This window comes from Tabrizicola oligotrophica (genome assembly GCF_011008935.1).
Lineage (GTDB): Bacteria > Pseudomonadota > Alphaproteobacteria > Rhodobacterales > Rhodobacteraceae > Tabrizicola_A > Tabrizicola_A oligotrophica.
The window spans coordinates 1-23,106 of the sequence record NZ_JAAIVJ010000022.1 but is presented as its reverse complement, the minus strand read 5'-3'; the positions used below and the strand labels follow the sequence as shown (position 1 = coordinate 23,106).

The following is a 23,106-nucleotide window of genomic DNA, read 5'->3' as shown; positions in this document are numbered from 1 at the left end:
GGGGTGGCGCGGGCAGCCCTGCAAGGGCAACACGGCCCGGCCTGACGCGGGGTTGCGCGCCAGAGGCCGAACAGGCTTAGGGGATTGTCAGTCGAAGGGAGGACGCCGGGGATGGGAGCAACTGGGGAGAAGAACCCAAGCAGACGAGTTCAGCCGACCTCAACCGGCAATGTCAGGACCAAGGGGGAATCGTCCCGGAAAGGGAGAAAGAGATCACAGCGCCCACATATGCCCCCGCCCCACCGCCTGGGCTGCCGCGATCCCTGTCGAGCACGTCAACGGGAAGCACACCGATCAGAACCTCGCGCCCTGCTTCAACCTGTGCCGATGTCGATCGCAAAACTGCGGGATTTGAAGAAGTCCGTGGCCAAGGCAATTTCCACCTTCGAAGCACGGTAAAAGGCGGAAGCCCGCGAGAAAGTCGAGATGCTGGCCAAGTAACTCCGCTTCACGCTCGCCGAACTGGCAGACCTCGAGGAGCCGAAGCGAAAGCGTGCGCCCTCGACGAAGACCTACCGGCATCCGGGGAACCCGGCCCTCATCTGGACCGGGCGGGGTCGAACGCCGGGCTGGTTTGCCTATGCTTTAACGCGCAAGCAGAAAATGGGACAAACGGCGATTCCCTTGATTGACTATACCGAGCGCTTTTGCCGCAACTCGTTAACTCAAAGGACTTATTGCCGCTGCCCTGAACGTTCATGCCGTGTGTCGATTACCACAGTGGTATCGCGGTTAAACTTCACCTATTTCAATAAGATAGCGTTCATTTTTGCTCTGCTGCATCTGTAGTTCAAAGAAACTCTTGTATTAGGTTGAATTCCAATTGACTCACCTTTTTATTTCCTTGAAGATATGCTGCGATTTCCTCGAATACTGTTTCAATTTTAGCAAGGTTGGTATCAGTATAGATCAGCGTAGTAATCCGGTGTTTCTGAAAATATTCACGCATTTTCGATGCCTCCTTTTCAAAGTTTGCAAGTGCCTCATCATTAATCTTCTGTTGAGTTTTTCCCGCAGTTCCCTTCAATTGACCGTGAGTGGACCAAGGAGATAACTCGATTCCGACTTTTCTGAGATTCACTGGATCAATAATGCAGAAGTCCAATCTGTACTTGTGTTTCTTGTCCTTCCCGTTGTAGCGCAGTTCGGGAATTAGTAGTGGAACTTCTTCAGGATTGACTTGAGATTTGACGTATTCACAATAACGATATGCGATATCGCGCTCATATTTTGATCCGGAGGGCCTTACTAGAACCTTCATAAAGAAATCCAGGTATGCATCGATCGTCTTGAAAACCATCGGCTTGGGATCACCTTGAACGACAAGTCCAGAGGTCAAAACATGGCCAATAGTCCAGTACAACTTCGGAAAGTGCCGTATTTCACTCTGATCATTTTCCCAGTTCCCATCTTTGAATCTTGGAGTGATCAGTAGTCCATAGTCACTGTTGTTCTGCCCGATCCAAACTTCAGCATCAGCTGCCGAAGGACGTTCTCGAACCAGTTCATCATAGTGCCGTAAGAAGGATCGCTGAAGAAAAAGAAGGAAGTACTCCTTGACGGCTTTCGAAATTGTCAGCGTAGTGTGATTCTTCTTCAGGGTTTCGGCACTAAACGAGGTGCCGCCAGCCGTCCAACCGTCCGTTTCACGTGCTTTTTTAAATCCCGCCAGATAATGCGACGTGTACTCGTCAGCTGATCGGATCACAGTATGCTTGAGGTCTATGAATGTGGCAGCCTTACCGCCTATTAGGGCATTCAAAGACTGCTGATCATCAATACCTGTGTCGGCAGAAACCATGGGCCATAGTGCCTTCAATTTCTCTGTTATCTCTGCGTCCCGCTTATTGCGGGCGGTCTTGTTGGGATCGCGCTTTGCCACTTCAGTTCTCCATCGGCCACATAGCTTTGTCGCCCGTGAAGCGAGCTCTTGCAAGCCAAGCCGTTGGGAAGAGGGTCAGATCAGGAGCGATGTCGCAGCTCTTGGTTAGATCCAAATCTACCAACATGCCTTCTCCTTGATTACAAGCGACCCTTCTGCAACGGCTGACGCCTACGAGAACCACGCTTTTCACCCTTCCGCATGACGCTGAAGGCGGTAGGGGGCTCACGCCCCCCTCTTGAACTTGACCACCGGGATACCCAGCTTCTTGGCCTTGTCGGCGAGGTTTTCCTGGATGCCGTTGCCCGGGAAGACGAGGACACCCACCGGCAGGACGTCGAGCATGGCGTCGTTGCGTTTGAAGGGGGCGGCCTTGGCGTGCTTGGTCCAGTCGGGCTTGAAGGCAACCTGGGTGACGCCCCGGGCTTCGGCCCATTTGGCGGCGATGAGTTCGGCACCCTTCACGCCGCCACCGTGGAGAAGAACCATGTCGGGATATTTGGTCCGGACCTGATCGAGCTTGCCCCAGATCAGGCGGTGATCGTTGAAGTCGGTCCCACCGGTGAAGGCGACCTTGGGGCCTGCGGGCAGCATCAGCTCGGTCTCGGCGCGGCGTTTGGCGGCGATGAAGTCGCGGCTGTCGATCAGGGCCGCGGTCAGGTGCTGGTGGTTCACCTTTGAGCCGGTGCGGGGCCGCCAGGTCGAACCCGTGTGATGCCAAAACTCGGAGGCGGCGTGATCGCGCATCATGTCCATGCAGTTCCGCCGTTCGGTGAGGGTCAGGCCCTCGGCCGTCAGACGCTCAAGTTCGGTCGATTTCACCTCAGAGCCGTCCTGCTCGCGCTGGAGGCGGCGCTGCGCCTGTTCGTTGTCGTCGAGCGACCGTTCAATCCGGGCGGTGGCGCGGTGGAAGAGGTTGACCTGGCCCCAGAGCACTTCTTCGAGGTCGGGTTCCATGCGGGTGTCGGCCAGGCTCGCGACAAGGGCGTCGAAGATGTCGGCGACAGCACCCCGAAGGCGGTCTGCGTCGGGCATCGGGCGCGGATCGGGCTCGTCCTCGAAGGGGCGGTAGCCGTAGAGCTGCAGCTCCTCAAGCGCATGGGCGGTCTGTGATGCGGTGTGGCTGGGTTCGTAAGTGTCGTCGCGGGTTTGGAACGTCATCTTCTTCTTGCCTCCGGGCCTGTCTGGTCCGCGCGTCATCCCGCGCGGCCTTCATGGGCTGCGAAAGCCGTCACGGGGGAGGATCCTTCACCCCGCCTTCGGGGGCCGGAACGCATGTGGAGGAGGATGGGGGGCGGCTGATTTGCTTCGCGATGCAAAGGCGGCTCTGCCGCCGGCGGAAATCAGTTGCCCCCCGTCCTTGAAGGGTCGTCCCCTTTGACGGCCACCTGCCCATCTCTTGAAGGCCGCTCGGGGGACGGGTGGACGAGCTGTCCCGAGAAGAGGCAAGGGGTGACGGTCCAAACCTGCGATGGGTTCGTTCCCCCTGCCCCACCCCACTGTCCTGAACAGCCCCTTGCGTGAGGACGCTCAGATTTCCAGGCGCTGCTGATCCTCGGGACCGATCTGCCCTGCCAGATGCTGAAGCAGCACCGCCGGTCCGTCGGCCCGGAGATCGTCGTTAAAGTCCCCGAGCCGTGGCTCGAGCACATGGCAACCAATCCCGACCTCGGTGGCTCTGGCGCTCAACCTCTCTGCCGCGCGCTGCCCCGCCGGATCGCGGTCGATGGCGATGTAGAGGCGCCGCAATCCTTCAGGCAACAGGGCGGCTCCGAGGTGACCCGATGAGAGAGCGGCCCAGACGGGAAGACTGGGGGCGGCCTCACGAACGGACAGCATGGTCTCGATGCCCTCGCCGATGACGAGGATGTCATCACACGACGTCAACCTGACGGCATTGCCGAGAAGGTGACCCATGGCCCGTCGCTGCGTTTCGACAGAAGCCTTGCCTCGGCCATCAGGCGCAAGCCAGGTGCGATGCACGCCCTGAAGGCCCCCTGCCCCATCGGTGACTGCAGCAATCAACGCCGGTCGAGGAATGCTCTTGGTCTGGCCCTCATCCCGATGCCAGCACTTCGGGTGGAAGCGCAGGGCGCTCGTCTTGCCACCAAGCGTGATGCCCCGGGAGCGGAGATAGGTTTCCGCAAGCGTGCCTGCGACCGGCATTGAGGCTGCAAACAAGCGCGCCGCTGCCTCTGGCGTGCCCCCGGGGGACTTCGATTTTCTCGGGGAAGGGCCATCCGGGAGAGCCGGCGCAGGACGACCAAGATGCGCGCGCGCCTCGGCCAGAAGGTCGGGAAAGCGGGAGATCCCCGTCCGCTCGCGGATGATGTCGAGGAGATCGCCAAATTCTGACGTTGCTGAATCAGTCCACTTCCCTGCAGCACCCGGCCCGGAAGTGGGGCCAGTTAGCCGCACGAAGAGCGACCGCCCCGGATTATTCTGGAGATCCCCGACCATCCAATAGGACCCTTCCCGCCGTCCGGCGGGAAGGTAATGACGACAAACGCTTTCGGCATGGGACGAAAGCTCACGCAAGAGGTCTTCTGTTTCCAATGACATGATCACACAATTCAACCATTGCGCGCATGTAGACCAGCGACCGCGAAACGCGCAAGCAGCCGCTCGAGGACCGCGATCCCGGAAGGATCGGTCGGGCAGAAGAGCCGCAGCTTCCAGGCGATAATCTCCGAAAACAAGCCATCCGCCTTGAGGCGATCCTTCTGAGCTTCTGTGAAGCCCGAAAGCTCGATGCGGTTCACCCCCATGACGCGGGACCGGTGCAGCTCCAGACCTTCGGCAAGCCGCACGACGGTCTTGCCCTCGACAACGAGGGCCTGGACCTGCGCCGCCGTCAGCTTCGGCGCATCGGCGGCGAGGGTACTTGCGACCCAGGCCGGGGACACGCGGCGGCCGATGATGCGTTGGCCTTCATCGGTCTGGAGCCGATAGACCCGGGTCTCGTCCTGCGGGAGCTGCTTCCAGATCGGCAGGAGAAGGCCCGCCACGATGTGCAGGGCGGCTTCCGAGAACTCGGGCACTTCGGCCAGTTCCGCCGTCCAGGCGGCGGAGAAGGCTGCGCGGTCGGCTTCCAGCCAATGGGTGTCCTCCATCACCTTGGTTGGAACCGTGCTGGCCTCGGTCGGGCGGATCAGCCGGAGGCGGGGTTCAATGGTGCCGTCGTCCAGCATCAGGCTGGTGGCGGGCACTTGCACCGCGGCACGTCCCGAGCGGGTGTTGACTAGCAGACGCGCCTTCGGGTCGTCGAGCCAGTCGAGGGCATCTGCGAGGGCGGTGGGCGTGTTGCGACGCTTTTCCGCGATGGTCAGGAGCTGGGTTTCGGCGCCAGAGCCGGGATGGGTGTAGATCACCCGGGCGTCCGTGACGCGGAAGCTCTCGGCGCGCAGGGTTTCCAGCCCGAGATCATAAACCCCGGCGGCGATGGCGCCCTCGATCCGCTGGTCGAGCAATTCCTCGAAGGCCGAGAAGAGCACGGCCTGCATGTCGATCGTCAGCGCCAAGAGGCGATTGAGGAAGGTCGTGATCGGCGGCAGGTCGTCTTTGAGGCCATTGTCGTCGGTCAGGCTGAAGCCGGTCGCATCCTCGAACTCGCCAAGCGAACAGCCCGGAACATCGCCGCGATAGAGGCGGCGGTAGAGCTGGCGCAGGGCGTCGCGGGCATAGGGGCTTTCCAGGTTGTCCTCGGGACGGAACAGCCCCTGCCCGCCGGTCTGGCGCTGACCCCGCGTGATGGCCCCGAGCGTGTCGAGGCGGCGCGCGATGGTGGAGAGGAAGCGCTTCTCCGCTTTCACATCCGTGGCCACCGGCCGGAACAGTGGTGGCTGCGCCTGGTTGGTGCGGTTGGTGCGCCCCAGGCCCTGGATGGCGGCATCGGCCTTCCAGCCGGGTTCCAGCAGGTAGTGAACCCGCAGGCGCTGGTTCTTGGCGCCGAGATCCGCGTGGTAGCTGCGCCCCGTACCGCCCGCATCGGAAAAGATCAGGATGCGCTTCTGGTCATCCATGAAGGCGGCGGTTTCCGCGAGGTTGGCAGATCCGGCCCGGCTTTCCACGACAAGGCGAGCCGCGGGACCCTCGCCCTTGCGCACGATGCGGCGCGATCGACCCGTGACCTCGGCCACGAGATCGGTGCCGAAGCGCTGAACGATCTGGTCGAGCGCCCCCGGCACGGGCGGCAGCGAGGCCAGGTGTTCGATCAGAGCATCGCGACGCCGGACAGCCTCACGGCATTCCACTGGCTGGCCATCGCGGGTGACTGGCCGCGAGGAGAGGTTGCCCTCACTGTCGGTGAAGGGCTCGTAGAGTTGCACCGGGAATGAATGCTGCAAATAATCGAGGCAGCTTTCACGCGGCGTAATGTCGACACGCACATCATTCCACTCTTCGGTCGGAATCTCCGACAGGCGTCGCTCCATCAGTGCTTCCCCCGTCGAGACGATTTGGATGACGGCGGAGTGGCCCGCTACCAGATCGGCGTCGATGGCGGCGATCAGGGTGGGCGTTTTCATCGAGGTCAGAAGATGGCCAAAGAAGCGCTGCTTGGCGGATTCGAAGGCCGAGCGGGCCGCTGACTTGGCCTGCGGGTTCAATGTGCCGCTGGTGCTTGTGATGTTGGCGGCCTCCAAGGCAGCGGCCAGGTTCCGGTGAATCACGCCAAACGCGACTGCATAGGCGTCATAGATGCCGCGCTGTTCGGGGGTCAGCGCGTGCTCCAGCATCTCATATTCGACGCCGTCATAGGAAAGCGACCTTGCGGTGTAGAGGCCGAGGGACCGCAGGTCGCGGGCGAGGACCTCCATCGCCGCGACCCCGCCCGCCTCGATGGCCTCAACGAACTCTCCACGCGTTGCGAAGGGGAAATCCTCCCCACCCCAAAGCCCGAGCCGCTGCGCATAGGCCAGGTTGTGGACCGTCGTTGCCCCCGTGGCCGAGACATAGACCACGCGGGCATTGGGCAACTTGTGCTGCAAGCGCAGGCCCGCCCTGCCCTGCTGCGAGGCCTCGGTATCGCCGCGCTCGCCCTTGCCGCCAGCGGCATTGGCCATCGCGTGGCTTTCGTCGAAGAGGATCACCCCGTCAAAATCCGCGCCCAGCCAGTCGACGATCTGGTCGACGCGGGATTTCTTGTCCCCGCGCTCCTCGGACCGTAGCGTCGCATAGGTGGTGAAGAGGATACCCTCGGTCAGCGGGATGTCGCGGCCTTGGGCAAAGCGCGAGAGCGGCGAGACCAGCAGGCGCTCTTGCCCGAGCGCCGACCAATCTCGCTGCGCGTCTTGCAGGAGCTTATCGCTTTTTGAGATCCAGAGCGCCTTGCGGCGGCCTTGCGCCCAGTTGTCGAGCAGGATCCCGGCCGACTGGCGACCCTTGCCTGCCCCAGTTCCGTCCCCGAGGAAGAAGCCGCGACGGAACCGGACGGCATCAGCGGCATCAGCGGACGCGGCGGAAACCACGTCGCCGGTCTCATCGATGCACCACGACCCGGCGAGGTGCGCGCCATGCGCTTCGCCCGCGTAGATGACGGTCTCAAGCTGGGCGTCGGAGAGCAGGCCGTCGCGCAGGACGGCACCGGGCAGTTTGGGATGGTAGCTGGGTTTTGGCGGGGTGACCGAAGCCATGGCTGCCGATTGCACGAGCTTGGTCGGATGCGCGGCGGCGCCGGGGATCTCGATCGCCTGAAGTCGGAAGGTCTCGTAGATCGCATCCGACAAACGCGTGGTGCCGGCGTCTTCGCGCACCTCGCGCAAGGTGAAGGCGAGGTCTTGGGCGTCGATCCGTGTGCAAGAACCGAATGGCGAGGCGGCAACGGCAGCGCGGGATTTGCCGGCGGTGGTCTTTGCGGCGTAGGCTGGAATTCCCGGAAAGGGGGAAGAATGACCCTGCCCGATCGCAGCGCCCAGCATCAGTTCGAGGCGGGGCGGAACTTCGGCGGTGATCCGGGCCACGAGATGGGCAACGTCGGGTGATATCGGCCGCGCCAGATGGGCGGTGATGCCGCCGTTCTCACCGCCCCTGCACTTGTCGAACACAGAAATTCGCGTCTCGAAGCTGGTGCCGTGCTTGGCGAAGGCGGCCCCCGAAACCGCGCCGGTGAAAACCAGATGCGCCGACTCGGTCAGGTGACCGAAGGTATCGACCCAGGCTGGCGCATCCGGAGCGAAATTGGCGCCGGTGATGGCCACAAGGCGCCCGCCGGGCGCAAGCCGTGCCAGCGCGGAGCGCAGATGCCGCGCCGTCGCCTCGGTCGTTCGACCATCGACATTGGCCACTGCTGAGAACGGCGGGTTCATCAGGATAACGCTCGGGCGCAGCGCGGCGCCGAGATGATCGTCGATCTGAGCGGCGTCGAAGGTAGTGACCGGACGCCCCGGAAACAGCAGACGCAGAAGATCGGCGCGCGTATCGGCCAGTTCGTTCAGCGCAAGACTGCCACCTCCGATCTCGGCGAGGATCGCCAGAAGCCCGGTCCCGGCCGAGGGCTCGAGAACCAGATCACGCGGCGTGATCTTTGCCGCTGCCAGAGTGGCAAGCCCCATGGGCAGAGGTGTGCTGAATTGTTGGAAACGCTCCATCTCCTCCGATCGCCGGGTATGGGTCGGCAGGAGGCCTCCCACCTTGGCGAGGATCGGCAGCAGCGCCTGAGGCGAGCCGGCCCGGGCCAGCAGCGCACGGCCGAACTTCCGCAAAAAGAGAACCAGCGCCACCTCGCCCGCTTCATAGGCGAGCTTCCAGTCCCAGGCACCATCGGCATCGGAGCCGCCAAAGGCGCGCTCCATCTCGAGCCGCAAACGCAGCGCGTCGATCTGGAACCCTTGGGCCAGATCGGGCTGCAGCGCCTCGGCCACTGCTAGGATCGCGGGCGCGGGATCAGCGGACGGAACAGGAACGGGAGGCGCAACGGGCGCGAGATAGGTCGTGGAAGAAAGATCGTTCATCAGGGAAACCTCAAGAGAGCCGGAGGGGTCAGTCCCGCACGGCGCTCTCTCTCACCCGCCGGAACCTGATCCCTTCCGGCATCGCTCTCCCTCGTCCTCCCCTTCTTGCGCCAGGGACTGTCGCCCGTATGGGGGGAGACGGCCAAGGGTGGCTCCCGTCCGCAGGACCAAGGCCCGGTCCCGGCGGCACGCCGGGAGGTGCCCAAGACGCCATGCCTTTTCCTTCAGAAGTATGACGGAAGTGACTGCCGCCGTCGCCAACCCTGAGCATGGCGAATACGCCACTACTGCAACTCCAAAGGATTGCTGGTTGAGAATATTGCAAATCTACAGCATTGCGAATTTCAGCAATTCGCCATATCATAGCATAGCGATACCTCCGCTAAGGCAATCTCATAGGTTGGCAAATGTCCGTCTCTCGCGCAAAGCAGCGTCAGGCCCAAGATAGGGTCAACCAAGCCGCCGCCCTGGCGAAGTCCATCGCAAAGCCGTTCGGGGGCTGGATCGCCACGTTCCAGGAGGCGATCGGGATGAACGCTCCAGCCCTCGCTGAACGCCTCGGCATCTCACGCAACAACATCTACGCCGCGATTCAGACTGAACAGGCTGGAACCATCTCTGTGAACCAGTTGGAAAAGATCGCCGAGGCCATGGGTGGCCGCCTCGTCTATGCGATCGTACCGCGTGAGGGCCACGTCGAAGAGATCGTTCTGGCCCAGGCTCGTGCGAAGGCGCGGCGCATCATCCAGCGCACACGCGCCCACATGGCGCTGGAAGAGCAGACCGAGGGGCTACGCAGCGAAACCGAGATGATCGAGGAACTGGCGGCTGACATCATCCGCGAAGGGCGAAGGGATTTCTGGCAATGACCCTCGAGCTTCACGAACCCACCGGCGCGACCCCTCTCACACCGGACGAATTGCTGGGCCTCAAGGCCAAGCACATCGCGACACGCGGCGAGTTGAACGAACTCGAAGGCGAGAACATCATCACAGGTCTGACCTGGCTTGACCGTCGTCCCAAGAGCTTCGACCTGCTGACCGATGCCGCCGTTCGGGAAATCCACAAACGCCTCTTTGGCGAAGTCTGGGATTGGGCTGGCATCTATCGGCTCACCGACAAGAACATCGGGGTGCCGGTCTGGCACATCTCGAGCGAGTTGCGGACCTGTCTCGACGATGCCCGGTATTGGCGCGATCACAAGAGCTTTGACCCGCTGGAAGCAACGGCGCGCCTGCATCACCGCTTGGTCTGGATCCATCCCTTCGCAAATGGCAACGGTCGCTGGGCCCGCATCATGGCCGACGCCTACCTGGCGAGGGTCGATCCGACGGTCTTTCTCGACTGGTCTGGTGGAGGGACGCTCAACGCCGACAGCGCCCACCGATCAGCATACATCGCAGCACTCAGGGCGGCAGACCAACATGATTTCGATCCTTTGGTAACGCTGGTGAAGTCGCTTGCAAGATAATCGTCAGGCGGCTGGGTGTTGTGGCCGCATTGAGGCTTACCCGAACCGCCGCCCAGCTTCTGTGAAGGTATACTCGTTGACGATGATCCCCTCCTCGATGGCCTCGTCCGAGGTGAGGTGGTCGTACTCGGTCTGGAACTGGCGATAGAGCCAACGAGCAAGATCGCGGAAAATCTCGACCACCGTCTCTTCGGCATCCTCCGTCGGCGGCTGGCAGGTCGGGCTGTCCCGGCTGACGTCCACCGACATGGTGTATTCGTGGTAGTAGCGACCGCGATGGCTGGCTTCCGCAACAATCTGGTAGAAGTTCCGCCGCTGGATGGCCTGCAGCCGATCAGCGATACCGTGCAACGTCACATCCCTCGGGGCATAGTACCGGATGCGCGCCGCAGCGCCCTTGGCGTGGCTGAGCCAGCCTTCGAAACAGGCCCCATCCCCTTGGCTCCAGAACCCGGAAAACCAGATGCAGGGCTTCTGGCGCGTGCCGCCGCCCATTAGACGCACCGGCGTGGTCTTGAGGCGGAGACCCAGGATTTCGCAGATGCGCTCAAAGTCGTCGTAGACCGCGTCCCACCAATCGTCATGGGGTCCGAGTTCGCGATACCAGTCCCGGGCCCTTTCCTTGGCCGCGTCCGACAGTTCGGGGAACGAATAGACCGTCGTGCAGATGACTTCAGGCATCGATGTCCTCCCCGTTCAGCGCGACAGCGAGCCAGGTTTGGGTGCTGGTCCAGCCGACGGATTTGCGGGCGCCGAGGTCCACGACATGTGCGCCGCCGCCGAAGGCATCGATCCGGGGCCGCGAGCAGGTGTTGGCATAGTCGAAGCCCCACAAGCCGGTGAGGTCGAAGGTCTCGGTCAGGCGCAGCACGAAGCCGATGACCTGTTCGACATCGCCCGACCCATCTTCGTGAATCCAGAGGAGATGCGCCTCCTCCCCCTCCAGCAGGGTGAGTTCGAACCCGCTGCAGAGCGGTTCGGCGCGGGTCTCATCCTCGTCCCGCAACTCAGTGTAAAGGCGATGCGCGGCGAGCGCGTTCGCGGCACTGCCCAGGTCGAGCAAACAGGAAAATTGGGTGAAGTAATCAGCCATCGGTATCTCCAGATAAGAGGCCACCCGACCGACGGCCGGGTGGCAAGGTTGACGGGGAATGACGTGAAGGTCAGGGATCGCTCAGCGCACCCGGAACTTCGCCCAGTCCCGGGCGGCGTCATGCGAACTCAGCATGTCGCGGTAGAAGCGTCGCCGGGCGAGCCGCTGGCTGCGCTGGCGTCGTATCCACGGGTGCATCGCCTTCGCGACGGCCCGGACGACCTCGCGGGGCCGGGCCGAGAGGGGGAGGTTCAGGCTGTGATAGAACCGATTCATCTCAGCTGACCTCGACCACAGGCGAGGACTGGTGCGGATCGACCAGCGCCTCGATCCTCTCGGTCCGGCCCATCCAGGGTTCGGGGCGGATAGCCTTCACCCAGTCGGCAAAACTCGGAATGAACCCCAGATCTTCGCGGACATACTGCTCGCCGATCCAGCGGGTCGGGATGATCCGGCCGCTGGAGAGGGTGATGGTCGGCCCGAAAATCGCTTCCGATTGCCAGACTCCGCTAGCATGATGCCTCAAAGCCCTGTGTCGAAAATCTGCAATGATTTCGTTGCTTTGGTCGTACCAAGCGTGGATTTCGATGTAGTCCTCGACGGTGCCGCCCCATTTCTTCACCGAGGAAAGGGCGTGATGATACGGATGTGCCATCGCCGCCCCCTCAGAAATCATGGGTGGTGAGTTCGGACGAGGTAAAGCGCTCGTTGAACTCGAGATGGATGCAGCGGGCCGCGGCGTCGAAGCAGAACTCGCCGTAGGCGCCGTCGTTGTTTTCCCAGCCGCCGTGGGTGTCGCTGAGGAAATCGTAGGCGAGCTGCTCGACGACATCCTCGAGCGAGAGGCTCCGCATCTCGACCTCGGGCTTGTCCCAGGTCAGCGCGGCGTAGGAGATCTCTACCGCGGGGAACTCGACCGCGGCCTCGCCGGACCAGGCCGCGATGCTATCGATCTGGCCGCTGTCGCCATAGCCGTCGAAGGTCACGGTGACATGGGTGATGCCGGCGGCCGTCAGGCCGTCGAAGAGGCGCTCCTTGTTGGCGGGGCGCAGCGCGTCGCTTTTGGCCGCGCGCTCGGCTTGGGCCGCGAAGATCGAGGCGAAGTCGATGGCCACGGGCGACATCGGCGCAGGCAGGGTGGGATCAGCTTGGGTCATGGGTGTTCTCCGGAAGGGGGGAAGGGTCGGAGCCAGCGGGGCGCTCTCTTTCACCCCGCAAAGCTCACGACCCCCCTGCCCTCCTCTGACTCTCGGAGGTCATGCGGCCATCTGGAGCGCGCGGGCGGCGAAGGCGCGCCAGAGCGGATCGACGAGACAGGCCTCCAGGAGTTCGGCCCGCTGACGCAGACGGGCCGCCAACTCCGCTTCCTGCCACCCCGTCGCGCGGCGGGCCTGCGCCCGCAACTGGCTCGCCTCGCTGACGACCGCACGCGCCTCGGCGGCGCTGGCGACCGGCGAGCACCAAGCGACGGCGCCAGCGGAAGCGGCACCTGCCAGGACAAGGCGGTCTTCGCGGTCGAGGATCGCCAGCATCTGGGGCGCAGCGCCGGCGCCGAGCCGTTCGGCATGGGCGATGGCGCCCAGCATCGCCTCGGCGAGCAGGGCGAAACGGCCGAGCACGCGCGGACGCGCCTCGCCCGCCATCGCCGCCGCGGCATTGCGCTCCGGCATCGTCAGGGCAAAGCGCAACTCAGGGTCGGGCGCCAGGTTTGGGCAGATCGGGGGCTTGCCAACGGCATGCGGGATCGGCGCAGCCGGAAAGGAATAGTCGAACATGTCAGAGATCTCCGACGGCGCGGAAAGCCTCTCTTCCCGCCTGAGCCGTCAAAGACCAAACCGCCGCCCTCTTCCTCGAAGGGGCGGCGGAGCTTGCAACTGGCCGAAGTCACATCTTGCCAAGGCCGCGCAGCGAGAGTTCGTGGCCGGCGCCGACGATGATGTGGTCATGAAGGGTCAGGCCGAGATATTTGCAGCCCTTCTGGATTTCCCTGGTCATGGTGAGATCGGCCTCCGAGGGCGTCGGATCGCCGGAGGGGTGGTTGTGGATCAGGATCAGGGCGCTGGCATTCAGCATCAGCGCTTGCTTGATCACCTCGCGTGGGTAGACCGGGACATGGTCCACGGTTCCGACTGAAAGCCGCTCGTCCGAAATCACCCGGTTCTTGCGGTCCAGATAGAGGACGTGGAACCGCTCGACGGGTCCGCGCACGGTGAAGGCGCAGTAATCCATCACCGCCTGCCAGCTGCCAAGCACGGGGTTCTGGTTCAGATAGCGGCCGAGGATTTCTCGGGCCTCGAGGATCAAGGTTTCTTCCTGGGGGGTCATGGCGGTCTCGATGACGTGAGGCGCCGAGGCCCCTGCCCCGCTCTGGGTGAGGCCGTCGGCGAAACTGGGGGAAAGGGCAGCGACCGCCACAGGCGCAGACGGTCGCTCTCGGGAAGCAGCGTCAGCCGACCCGGTCGAGGAGCTTCTTGGCGCGCCCTTCCATGTCGAGCCGGGCATCCTGCTGGGTCTTGTCGCGTGCAAGCCGGGTGATGCCCTGCACGAAGTCGAAGATGGACTCCGGCGGGCGGCCCTCTTCCATCAGCACCTTCTCGATGATCTTGCCCGACTCGGCCTTCGAGAAGCCGCGCTTCCTCAGGAAATCATCACGGTCCTCGTCCGTGCGCGCCACGATCTGCTGCCGCGCCGCCTTGATGCCGTTCACGAAGCCCTGCACCGAGGAATTGGCGAAACGGGTGAGTGCGGGTCCGGCCTCATGCGCGAAGCGGAAAGCCGCGTTTTTCGAGTGGCGGATGGTGATCTCCTGGAAATCTTCGACGCCCCAAAGATTCCTGTTTTGACACACAGCGCGGAGGTAGAAGCTGGCGATGCCGAGGGTCTTGGCGCCAACTTCCGAGTTCCAGCAATAGAATCCCCGGAAGTAGAGGTCCGGCGAGCCATCGGCCAGCCGCCCCGCCTCGATCGGATTGTGATCGTCGACCAGGAAGAGAAAGACGTCCCGATCCGAGGCGTAAAGCGTCGTGGTGTCGCGGCTGATCTCGACATCGGGATTGTAGATCCCGGTCGACCAGTCGAGAACACCCGGCACTTTCCAGCGGGTGTCGCCGGTGCCATTGCCCGCGATGCGCTGCACCGCCTCGACCAGCTCGTGGTCATGGATGCGGCCGTAGTCGGGCCCGGTCACCGCGCGCAACTCGGTGCGGCCATCCTCGGTCTCGAAGGTTTTCACCTGCTCGGCGCGGTGGTTCGTTAGACCGTACTGAAGGTTGATCCCCGCCAGCGGCGCAGGCAGCTGCCGCAGGTAGGAGGCCGGGGCACCGACAAGGCTGGCCAGTTGTCCGAAGGCCCAATGCGTCGGCGCCATCGGTTCGTGCGCCTTCGGCAAGACCAGATGCAGCCGCTCGGCGCTGTCGCGCGCAGCCTCGACCCGGATGTCGGCGGTCGGCACCACCCGGCTGCGGCTGCGCTCGGACCGGCGCTTCACATTGGCCCAGAGATCATCGAGCGAGAGGTAGCGCTCGTCGTCGGGCCGGTTGAACCATTCGGACGACACGCGCCCATTCCGCTCGCCCCGGCTTGCATCCACCTTCCAGCCACCGGCCCGCGCCGGCTGCACCGGATCGAGAACTTCCACGACACCCATCGGCATCCCTCCGCGACAGGCGCCGGGAGCCACTCTCCCGATCCTCAACCCGTCACCGGGAAACCGGCCCTCACTCGAACTCTCGGGGCCGCTGGGCGGATCGTCCTCCTATGCCAGCCGTGCCGAGCCTTGCGCGACAGGCTGCCTGCTTCGAGCATTACGCTGCAATGTCGAAGCCAACCGCCGCCGAAAGGTTTGTCAGCGCAATGCCCATCGCCTCCGCCCTTGCAGCAGGATCCGCGCCTTCCGCCGCCCGGAGGAACTCGCCGAGATTTCCGGCAAGTGCTTCTGGTTCCATCTCCAAGCCACTGGTCACCAAGCCGAAGGCAGTGGTGATCTGGGCCTTAAGGTCGTGAGCTGGCACCCCGTTCGGATCAAGGCCCTCGCAGGCAAGGACCAGATCCCCGAAACCGGCTTTCGCCATATAGTGGAGTTCGTGCGCCCATTCTTCTGGGCTGAGGTCGCAGGTCTCACTCATCTGCCGCGCTCCATAGACATGCAATAACGTGAACATATACAGAACACATGACGATTCTGGAAGGACCTGGTTCCGACGCTGCGCTCTCTTCCATCGTGCCAGCATGGGGGTGCACAGAGAACTCCCTGTCGAGGCCGCTTTTCTCGCTGCCAATGTTCTGGCAATGTTCCGAGTTATCCCTTCCCACCCCGATTCCTCGGCTCCAGCGATGTGCAATCTTTACTCCCAGACCAAATCGCAGGATGCGATGCGGCATGTCTTTGACGACATGCTGGAAGAAGACGAGGAGCTGATCGACGATGCTGGCAACCTGCCGCCAATGGCCGGGATCTTCCCCGACTATGCCGCACCGATCATCCGTCACCGGCCGGGCGGAGGCTGGCAGCTGACCAAGGCGCGCTGGGGCATGCCGACGCCGCAGGTGTTTCTGGAGGGCAAGCGCACCGATCCAGGCGTGACCAATATCCGCAATGTGGCCTCGGCCCATTGGAAGCGTTGGCTTGGGGTGCCGCACCGCTGCCTCGTGCCCTTCACCAGCTTTTCCGAGATCGACAGCCGTGCGGCCGCCCCGCGCAATCATCCGATCTGGTTCGCGCTTGGCGCAGATCGGCCACTGGCCTTCTTCGCGGGCATCTGCACCGAATGGACCTCGGTCAGGAAGCTGAAGGAAGGCGAGGTCACTGCGGACCTCTTCGGCTTCCTGACCTGTCCGCCCAACCGCGAGGTAGCCCCGATTCACCCCAAGGCGATGCCGGTCATCCTGACCAAGCCAGAGGAATGGCGGCACTGGCTGACCGCGCCTGTTGCGGAGGCGCACAAGTTACAGCGGCCGCTGCCAGACGGCATGCTTGAGATCGTGGCGGAAGGGGTGCTGGAAGATGCGGCCTGAACCGGCCCCGACCGACTCTTTCGACCTGCGCGCGCGGCGCGTGCATGAGGCCGAGGGGCGCGGTCGCCGCGCCTTTGCACTGTTTCAGGCGGCGCGCCATCCCGGCCCGCTGGTCTGGATTGCCCCCGCCCATATCCCCGAACTGCCCATGCTGCAGGGCTTGCCGCGGGGCGTGGGCGAGCGGCTGCACCTGTTCCGCCCCTCCAATGAGACCGATCTCCTGTGGTGCGTGGAGGAGGCTTTGCGCGTGGCGCCGATCAGCCTGGTCATCGCCGAGCCCCAACAACCGCTGTCCCTGACCGCCGGGCGTCGCCTGCAACTGGCGGCCGAGGCCGGGCGTACCACCGGCCTGATGCTGATCCGCGAGGATGGCGGCAGCAACGCCACCGAGACTCGCTGGAATTGCACGCCACTGGCCAGCCAAGCGCCGGACTCGACTCCGCATCGCTGGAGTCTTATTAAGAACAAAAAGGGAACAATCGGAAGTTGGACCTTGAACTGGAATGGCACGTCGACTGCTGTCCATATGGTTTCCGCGGCTCGCGAGCGACACGAGCCTGCGGGAGCGGCCCGTTGAGGGGCCTTTTGCCCTGACCCATCGGTCGGGCAATGCCGATCATCTGCATTGCCTGAACGTGGCCGCCTCGGCGCGGGGGCTTGCGCGCGGCATGGCGCTGGCCGATGCCCGCGCCATCTGTCCCGATCTGGCCACGCGTTCTGCCGATCTTGCCCGCGAGGCCGCAGCCCTGTCTTCCTTGCGCCGCTGGGCCAGCCGTTACGCCCCGATGGTCGCCACCGACGGTGTAGACGGGCTGGTGGCCGATATCTCCGGCGTGCCGCATCTCTTCGGCGGCGAGGGCGAGCTGCGCGACGATCTGCAAGCCCGACTGGAACGCGCGGGTCTGCATGCCGCCAGCGCCATTGCCGGAACCCGCGGGGTGGCCCACGCCCTCGCCCGTCACGGTGGCGGCATCGTGCCGGATGGGCGGCTGGCCGAGGGCATCGGCCATTTGCCGGTGACGGCCCTCCGAGTGGACCACGACACCGCCGAAGCCTTGGCGCGGGTGGGTCTTTCACGCATTGCCGATCTGGCGCATCTGCCGCGCGCCCCTTTGGCGCGGCGGTTCGGGGCAGGACTGGTGCTGCGGCTGGATCAGGCGCTTGGGGCACAGGCCGAACCGGTGGCGGCGGAACCGGATGCGCCACATTTCGGGGTGCGGATGACCCTGCCAGAGCCGATCGGCAAGCAAGAGGATGTGATGGCCGGGCTCGCGCGACTGCTGGATCGGCTTTGCGCCAAACTTGCCCGGCATCGGATGGGCGCGCGGCGGGTGCGGCTGGAACTTCGCCGGGTGGATCGCGGCACGGCGCAGGTCGAGATCGGCCTTGCGCGCCCGATGCGCGACCCCGCCCGGATCGCAACGCTGTTCGCCAAGGGCGTCGACGAAGTGGATTCCGGTTTCGGCATTGATGCCCTGCGACTGACGGCCCCGGTCACGGAGGCTCTTGCACCGGAACAGATCGGTGGTGGCCCGGCGATCCGGCACGATGACGCGCTGGCTGATCTCTTGTCCTCGGTCGGCAACCGCATCGGCTTTGAACGGGTGCTGCGGCTCCTGCCCGCGACCAGCCTGATCCCTGAACGCAGCTTCCTCCTCGCCCCCGCCGCCTATTCGACAGCCGAGCCGATCCCGCATCGCGCAGGCTCGAAACGACCGATCACTCTTTTCCCGCCAGAGCCGGTGACCGCTGCCTCTGGCACCCCGCCCGCCAGTTTCCGCTGGCGGCGTATGCGCTTCACCACCCTGCGCGCGACGGGCCCGGAGCGGATCACCCCGGAATGGTGGTTTGACGATCCCGCCTGGCGGTCGGGCCTGCGTGACTACTGGCGGATCGAGACGCAGGAAGGCCCGCGGCTCTGGCTGTTTCAAACGCCCCAGGCGCTAGGCGGGCCGGACTGGTACGTCCAGGGGGAGTTCGCATGACCTCCGCCCGCATCCAGCCCTATGCCGAGCTTTGCGTCACCTCGAACTTCACCTTCCTGACCGGGGCTTCCCACCCCGAAGAGCTGGTCACGCGAGCGGCGGAACTCGGCCTTTCTGCCATCGCCATCACGGACCGTAATTCGGTGGCCGGCGTGGTGCGGGCCTTCTCCGCGCTGAAGGAACTGGCCCGGTTGCGCGACGAGGCGCGGGCCACCGCCCAAGCCGCACAGGATGGCCCGACCATCCGCTCGCAGCGCGTGACCGATCATTCCAGCCGCCAAACCGTACTGCATTTCAACGGCGCAACCTCCGCGCCGGCCCACTGCGAAGCGCCTCTGCCGAAGTTGGTCGCGGGCGCGCGCCTGGTACTGACCGACAGCCCAGTGGAATGGCTTGCCCTGCCGACCGATCTGGCCGTCTGGTCGCGGCTGACCCGGCTTCTCTCCCTGGGCAAGCGCCGCGCGCCGAAAGGCGAATGCTACCTGCAGCGGGCTGATCTGACGGAATGGGGGCAAGGCATGGTCCTGATTGCCCTGCCTCCAGACCCGATGGACAATTCCCACCCCAAGACCGCCCGCAGCGATCTGCTGGCCATCGCCCGGGCCTTTCCCGGCCAGTGCTTCCTTGGGGCTGCCCCACGCTATGACGGCCGCGATCAGGCCCGCCTCGACCAGTTGGCTCTGCTGGCCCAAGGGGTGAATCTGCCCATGGTCGCGGTGGGCGATGTGCTGATGCACCGCGCCGCGCGCCGCCCGCTGGCCGATGTGCTGACCTGCCTGCGCCACGGCTGCACCATCGACAACATCGGCGAACACCGGCTGGCAAATGGCGAACGCCGCCTGAAATCCGGGGCCGAGATGGCGCGGCTGTTCCACCGGCATCCCGCAGCCCTGCGCCGAACGCTGGAGATCGCCAACGCCTGCGCCTTCCGCCTGGACGACCTGCGCTATCAATACCCCGACGAGGCACAAGGCGACGAACCGGCGCAAGACCGGCTGGAACGCCTCGCCCGCGCCGGGCTCGACTGGCGCTATCCGTCCGGGCCGCCACCCAAGATCGTCCACCGGGTGGAGAAAGAACTGACCTTGATCCGCGAGGTGGACTATGCGCCCTATTTCCTGACCGTGCATGACATCGTCCAGTTTGCCAGATCGAAGGGCATCCTGTGTCAGGGGCGCGGGTCTGCCGCCAATTCGGTGGTCTGCTACCTCCTGGGCATCACCGAGGTGCCGCCCGAGTCGATCACCCTGATCTTCGAGCGGTTCATCAGCAAAGAGAGGGGCGAGCCGCCGGATATCGACGTCGACTTCGAGCACGAACGCCGCGAGGAGGTCATCCAGTGGATCTATGATCGCTATGGCCGCGAACGCGCCGGGCTGACCGCGACGGTGATCCATTTCCGCAGCCGCGCCGCCATCCGCGAGGTGGGCAAGGTCATGGGCCTGTCGCAGGATGTCATCGCGCGGCTCTCCGGCCAGATCTGGGGCTGGTCCGCCGCCGCCCCCGGCGAGGATCGTCTGCGCGACGCGGGGCTCTCCATCGAGGACCGACGGGTGCAACTGGCTGTGCAGCTGATCGGCGAGATCATCGGCTTCCCCCGTCACCTGTCGCAGCATGTCGGCGGCTTCGTCATCACGCGCGGTCGCCTAGACGAGCTTTGCCCTATCGAGAATGCCGCGATGGAGGACAGGACCATCATCGAATGGGACAAGGACGACATTGATGCTCTGGGACTGCTGAAGGTCGATATCCTCGCACTGGGCATGTTGACCTGCATCCGTAAGGCCTTCACCCTGCTGGAGGATCATCGCGGGCTGGACCTGACCCTTGCCAATGTGCCGCCCGAGGATCCACCGATCTACGACATGCTCTGCCGCGCCGATGCGATCGGGGTGTTCCAGGTCGAAAGCCGGGCGCAGTTGAACTTCCTACCCCGGATGCGGCCGCGCGAATTCTACGATCTGGTCTGCGAGGTGGCCATCGTCCGGCCCGGCCCGATCCAGGGCGGCATGGTGCATCCCTTCATCAACCGCCGTCAGGGGAAGGAAGCCGTCGAAGACCTCGGCCCCGCCATGATGGAGGTGCTGGGCCGCACCTATGGCGTGCCGCTGTTCCAGGAGCAGGCGATGCAGATCGCCGTTGTGGCGGCAGGGTTCACCCCGTCCGAGGCTGATCGGCTGCGCAGGTCGCTGGCCACCTTCAAACGCATGGGCACCATCGGTTCCTTCCGCGACCGTTTCGTCTCCGGCATGCTGGCGCGGGGCTATGACGCTGAATTCGCGGCGCGGTGTTTTGCGCAGATCGAAGGCTTCGGCAGCTATGGCTTTCCCGAAAGCCATGCCGCCAGCTTTGCTCGGCTGGTCTATATCTCGGCCTGGCTGAAGTGCCACCATCAGGCCGTCTTCACCTGCGCGCTGCTGAACTCCCAGCCGATGGGCTTCTATGCCCCCGCCCAACTGGTGCGCGATGCCCGCGATCATGGGGTGGAGGTGCGACCGATCTCGGTCAACCATTCGGTCTGGGATTGCACGCTGGAGCCGCGCCCGGATGGCGCGCTGGCCCTGCGTCTGGGGTTCCGCCAGATCAAGGGCCTGCGCGAGGACGACGCCAATTGGATCGCCGCCGCGCGTGGCAATGGCTATCCCGATGTCGAAAGCCTGTGGCGCCGGGCGGGCCTGCACCCCGACGCGCTGGAGCGGCTGGCCGAAGCCGATGCCTTTGCCACCCTTGGCCTGACCCGTCGCGACGCCCTCTGGGCCGCCAAGGCGCTGAAGGCCCTTGCCCCGCTCCCTCTCTTCGGTGCCGATGGCGAAGGCAGCGTCGAACCTGCCGTCGCCTTGCCGCAGATGACGCTTGGCCAGGAGGTGATCGAGGATTACCTCTCGCTGCGGCTCAGCTTGCGTGCCCATCCGATGGAACTTCTGCGCCCGCGCCTTCCGGAAAGCCTGCCGCATGACCGGCTGGGCCATGCCAAGGGCCGCCTCACCGTCACCGGCCTTGTCATCACCCGCCAGCGGCCCGGCACGGCTTCGGGCGTGATCTTCCTGACGCTTGAGGATGAAACCGGCACTGCCAACATCGTCGTCTGGAAGAAGGTCTACGAGGCCTTCCGCAAGGCGGTGATCGCCGGGCGGCTGGTCCGGGTGACAGGCCGGATCGAACGCGACGGACCGGTCACCCATCTGATCGCCGAGCAGGTCGAGGATGTGTCGCACCTGCTGGCAACCCTCGGCCGCCCGGTGATCATCGACGCCAATGACGGCCGCGCCGACGAAACCAGGCGCCCCGCCGGGGGCAGCATCAGGTCCACCGCCCACCATCCGCGCGAGCAGGCGAAGAAGCTGTTCCCCAGCCGGGATTTCCACTGATTGGAAGGGTATGACTAGAGTTCATCGAGGCCGCACCGGCGCCTCGTCCTCACTTTTCCGCTTCGCCAGGACCATAGCCGATCACGCCGAGAAACTTCCGGTCAAGCTCAGGCTCGTCCCATTTCTTTGAGACCGTCATCCATCGATCCGCCCGTTGCAGGAACCCGGGATCATCGCAACTGACATGAAAGGTGTAGAGACGGTTTACGATCTCGCGCATCAGATCCCGCATCCGGTCATCGTCGAGATGCGAGACCTCGGCCCAGGGAATCCGGCGGCCAGCAGCATCGAGCACGAACACGTCCGCATAGTCCCCGGTCTGGGTGACCGGGACCGTGCCGGCATGGAGGGTCTCCAGCCCGGTATTGCGCACGCACATCATGGCCATGATCTTGGCTAGGCTCGCGGCGATCCGATCTTTGTCTGCGGGGTTCATACGGGGAGCGTAGCTGCGACAGCCCTTTGAGGCCAGTCGTTTGACGTCGGGCCACCAACGCGGTCCCGGCGCCGACAGCTGTGAACCACCGCCCTCCCCTGCCCCTGCCCTCGCCCTCGCACCAGGGACGGGCTACGATCAGACCCGGCGATTGCCCGCGGCCGACGAAATCTTCGAGAGGACCCGAACCCATGACCAAACGACCAACGCGCGACGACTGGAACCGGATGAAGGCCGAACGTCGCGCCCGGGTTTCCGGCACGCCCAATCGGGCGTTTCGCCAACGTCGTCCCCGCGAGACCGATCCCGGGGCGATCTTCTTTCGCGGCCTGGTCCTCGTCGGTCTCCTCGGTTTCAGCGTGTTTGAGGCAACGGAGCGATTCCCGGAATACCTCGGGCCCGTCGTCGCCGCGACCAGCCTGCAAACGATGAAAGGCGAAGTCAGCCATGTTCGGGACGGCGACACGATTGAGGTGAACGGCGTCCCCATCCGCTTCGGCTCCCTCGATTGCGCCGAACGGGACACGCAGGAAGGCCAGCGCGCGACGGCTCGGATGCGCAGCTTGATTTCGGGGGAGACCCTGACCTGCCATCTGAACGGTCGGTCCAGCTATGATCGCAAGATCGGCAGCTGCCAATTGTCCGATGGCCGAGATCTTGCGGCCGCCATGATGGCAGAGCGTCTCTGCGACCGCTTCTGGTGACGGGAGCCCAAAGGCGGTCCAGTAGCCTGTGCAGACAGGCGGAACCCGGCGGGTTTCCCGCCGGGCCCTTTCTGGAGAGACCCCGTTCCTCAGAACGGGATCTCGTCGTCGCGGTCGACCAGCTCGGGGTTTTCGCCCTCGGCCGCTTTCGGGCGGCTGAGGAAGTCGACCTTGTCGGCGATGATCTCGCAGCCGTAGCGGTCG

General features: G+C 64.3%; 22 protein-coding genes and 1 pseudogene. 8 read left to right on the top strand and 15 right to left on the bottom strand.

Going from position 1 to position 23,106, the window contains the following annotated elements; translation table 11 throughout:
- Positions 1-462: 462 nt before the first annotated feature.
- On the top strand, positions 463-789 hold the full coding sequence (locus tag G4Z14_RS18030; RefSeq protein WP_227751857.1) for an H-NS histone family protein: 327 nt from the start codon (positions 463-465) through the stop codon (positions 787-789).
- A gap of 1 nt (position 790) precedes the next feature.
- Here G4Z14_RS18030 and G4Z14_RS18025 read toward each other — a convergent pair whose 3' ends face one another.
- The 4 genes from G4Z14_RS18025 to G4Z14_RS18010 all read right to left on the bottom strand — a co-directional run bounded on the left by G4Z14_RS18025 (position 791) and on the right by G4Z14_RS18010 (position 8,832).
- Positions 791-1,882: a topoisomerase II gene (locus G4Z14_RS18025; protein ID WP_164628241.1), complete on the bottom strand. Its 1,092-nt coding sequence runs from the start codon at positions 1,880-1,882 to the stop codon at positions 791-793.
- 225 nt (positions 1,883-2,107) lie between these two features.
- Entirely contained in the window at positions 2,108-3,043 is a 936-nt protein-coding gene (locus G4Z14_RS18020; RefSeq protein WP_164628242.1) for a DUF2493 domain-containing protein, read from the bottom strand.
- Between the two features lie 369 nt (positions 3,044-3,412).
- A complete protein-coding gene (locus tag G4Z14_RS18015; protein WP_164628239.1) occupies positions 3,413-4,444 on the bottom strand; it encodes a DUF7146 domain-containing protein in 1,032 nt (343 codons plus the stop codon).
- Positions 4,445-4,455: 11 nt separating this feature from the next.
- Positions 4,456-8,832, bottom strand: a complete 4,377-nt coding sequence (locus G4Z14_RS18010) for a strawberry notch family protein (RefSeq protein WP_164628237.1) — start codon at positions 8,830-8,832, stop codon at positions 4,456-4,458.
- 407 nt (positions 8,833-9,239) lie between these two features.
- On the opposite strand from G4Z14_RS18010, the gene G4Z14_RS18005 reads away from it, so the two are divergent.
- Together G4Z14_RS18005 and G4Z14_RS18000 are read left to right on the top strand one after the other, a co-directional pair.
- On the top strand, positions 9,240-9,701 hold the full coding sequence (locus tag G4Z14_RS18005) for a helix-turn-helix domain-containing protein (protein ID WP_164628235.1): 462 nt from the start codon (positions 9,240-9,242) through the stop codon (positions 9,699-9,701).
- Positions 9,698-10,303 (top strand): mobile mystery protein B, encoded by a 606-nt coding sequence (locus tag G4Z14_RS18000; protein ID WP_164628233.1) that lies wholly within the window; start codon positions 9,698-9,700, stop codon positions 10,301-10,303. Before G4Z14_RS18005 ends, G4Z14_RS18000 begins: the two co-directional genes overlap by 4 nt.
- A gap of 36 nt (positions 10,304-10,339) precedes the next feature.
- Here the strand turns inward: G4Z14_RS18000 and G4Z14_RS17995 are convergent, their stop codons facing one another.
- The 9 genes from G4Z14_RS17995 to G4Z14_RS17955 form a co-directional block, all read right to left on the bottom strand.
- A complete protein-coding gene (locus G4Z14_RS17995) occupies positions 10,340-10,984 on the bottom strand; it encodes an antitoxin of toxin-antitoxin stability system (RefSeq protein WP_164628231.1) in 645 nt (214 codons plus the stop codon).
- Complete coding sequence (locus tag G4Z14_RS17990; protein WP_164628229.1) at positions 10,977-11,396, bottom strand: hypothetical protein; 420 nt, start codon at positions 11,394-11,396, stop codon at positions 10,977-10,979. Before G4Z14_RS17990 ends, G4Z14_RS17995 begins: the two co-directional genes overlap by 8 nt.
- 81 nt (positions 11,397-11,477) lie before the next feature.
- Complete coding sequence (locus tag G4Z14_RS17985) at positions 11,478-11,672, bottom strand: hypothetical protein (protein ID WP_164628227.1); 195 nt, start codon at positions 11,670-11,672, stop codon at positions 11,478-11,480.
- A gap of 1 nt (position 11,673) precedes the next feature.
- A complete protein-coding gene (locus G4Z14_RS17980) occupies positions 11,674-12,051 on the bottom strand; it encodes a DUF6915 family protein (RefSeq protein ID WP_164628226.1) in 378 nt (125 codons plus the stop codon).
- 10 nt (positions 12,052-12,061) lie between these two features.
- Positions 12,062-12,553, bottom strand: a complete 492-nt coding sequence (locus G4Z14_RS17975; protein WP_164628224.1) for a DUF6878 family protein — start codon at positions 12,551-12,553, stop codon at positions 12,062-12,064.
- A 99-nt stretch (positions 12,554-12,652) separates the two neighbouring features.
- Positions 12,653-13,171 (bottom strand): DNA repair protein RadC, encoded by a 519-nt coding sequence (locus G4Z14_RS17970; protein WP_164628222.1) that lies wholly within the window; start codon positions 13,169-13,171, stop codon positions 12,653-12,655.
- Positions 13,172-13,280: 109 nt separating this feature from the next.
- On the bottom strand, positions 13,281-13,721 hold the full coding sequence (locus tag G4Z14_RS17965) for a JAB domain-containing protein (protein WP_164628220.1): 441 nt from the start codon (positions 13,719-13,721) through the stop codon (positions 13,281-13,283).
- A gap of 121 nt (positions 13,722-13,842) precedes the next feature.
- Positions 13,843-15,042 (bottom strand): DUF932 domain-containing protein, encoded by a 1,200-nt coding sequence (locus tag G4Z14_RS17960; protein WP_164628218.1) that lies wholly within the window; start codon positions 15,040-15,042, stop codon positions 13,843-13,845.
- 157 nt (positions 15,043-15,199) lie between these two features.
- Positions 15,200-15,520 (bottom strand): hypothetical protein, encoded by a 321-nt coding sequence (locus tag G4Z14_RS17955; protein ID WP_164628216.1) that lies wholly within the window; start codon positions 15,518-15,520, stop codon positions 15,200-15,202.
- 208 nt (positions 15,521-15,728) lie between these two features.
- Here G4Z14_RS17955 and G4Z14_RS17950 point away from each other — a divergent pair, with 208 nt between their 5' ends.
- The 4 genes from G4Z14_RS17950 to G4Z14_RS17935 are packed head-to-tail and all read left to right on the top strand — an operon-like array spanning position 15,729 to position 21,762.
- Positions 15,729-16,409, top strand: coding sequence for an SOS response-associated peptidase (locus G4Z14_RS17950; RefSeq protein WP_164628215.1), 681 nt, complete (start codon positions 15,729-15,731; stop codon positions 16,407-16,409).
- Positions 16,399-16,986 (top strand): ImuA family protein, encoded by a 588-nt coding sequence (locus G4Z14_RS17945; RefSeq protein WP_164628213.1) that lies wholly within the window; start codon positions 16,399-16,401, stop codon positions 16,984-16,986. The genes G4Z14_RS17950 and G4Z14_RS17945 overlap by 11 nt, the downstream gene beginning before the upstream one ends.
- A complete protein-coding gene (locus G4Z14_RS17940; RefSeq protein WP_164628211.1) occupies positions 16,913-18,394 on the top strand; it encodes a Y-family DNA polymerase in 1,482 nt (493 codons plus the stop codon). Before G4Z14_RS17945 ends, G4Z14_RS17940 begins: the two co-directional genes overlap by 74 nt.
- Positions 18,391-21,762, top strand: coding sequence for an error-prone DNA polymerase (locus G4Z14_RS17935; protein WP_164628209.1), 3,372 nt, complete (start codon positions 18,391-18,393; stop codon positions 21,760-21,762). Before G4Z14_RS17940 ends, G4Z14_RS17935 begins: the two co-directional genes overlap by 4 nt.
- Positions 21,763-21,811: 49 nt before the next feature.
- Here G4Z14_RS17935 and G4Z14_RS17930 read toward each other — a convergent pair whose 3' ends face one another.
- The gene (locus G4Z14_RS17930; RefSeq protein WP_164628207.1) at positions 21,812-22,198 is read right to left on the bottom strand and encodes a hypothetical protein; all 387 of its coding nucleotides are present in this window, start codon (positions 22,196-22,198) and stop codon (positions 21,812-21,814) included.
- A 191-nt stretch (positions 22,199-22,389) separates the two neighbouring features.
- On the opposite strand from G4Z14_RS17930, the gene G4Z14_RS17925 reads away from it, so the two are divergent.
- Complete coding sequence (locus tag G4Z14_RS17925; protein ID WP_164628205.1) at positions 22,390-22,902, top strand: thermonuclease family protein; 513 nt, start codon at positions 22,390-22,392, stop codon at positions 22,900-22,902.
- Positions 22,903-22,991: 89 nt separating this feature from the next.
- On the opposite strand, the pseudogene G4Z14_RS17920 reads toward G4Z14_RS17925, so the two are convergent.
- A pseudogene (locus G4Z14_RS17920) lies at positions 22,992-23,106 on the bottom strand (single-stranded DNA-binding protein); the annotation flags it as partial.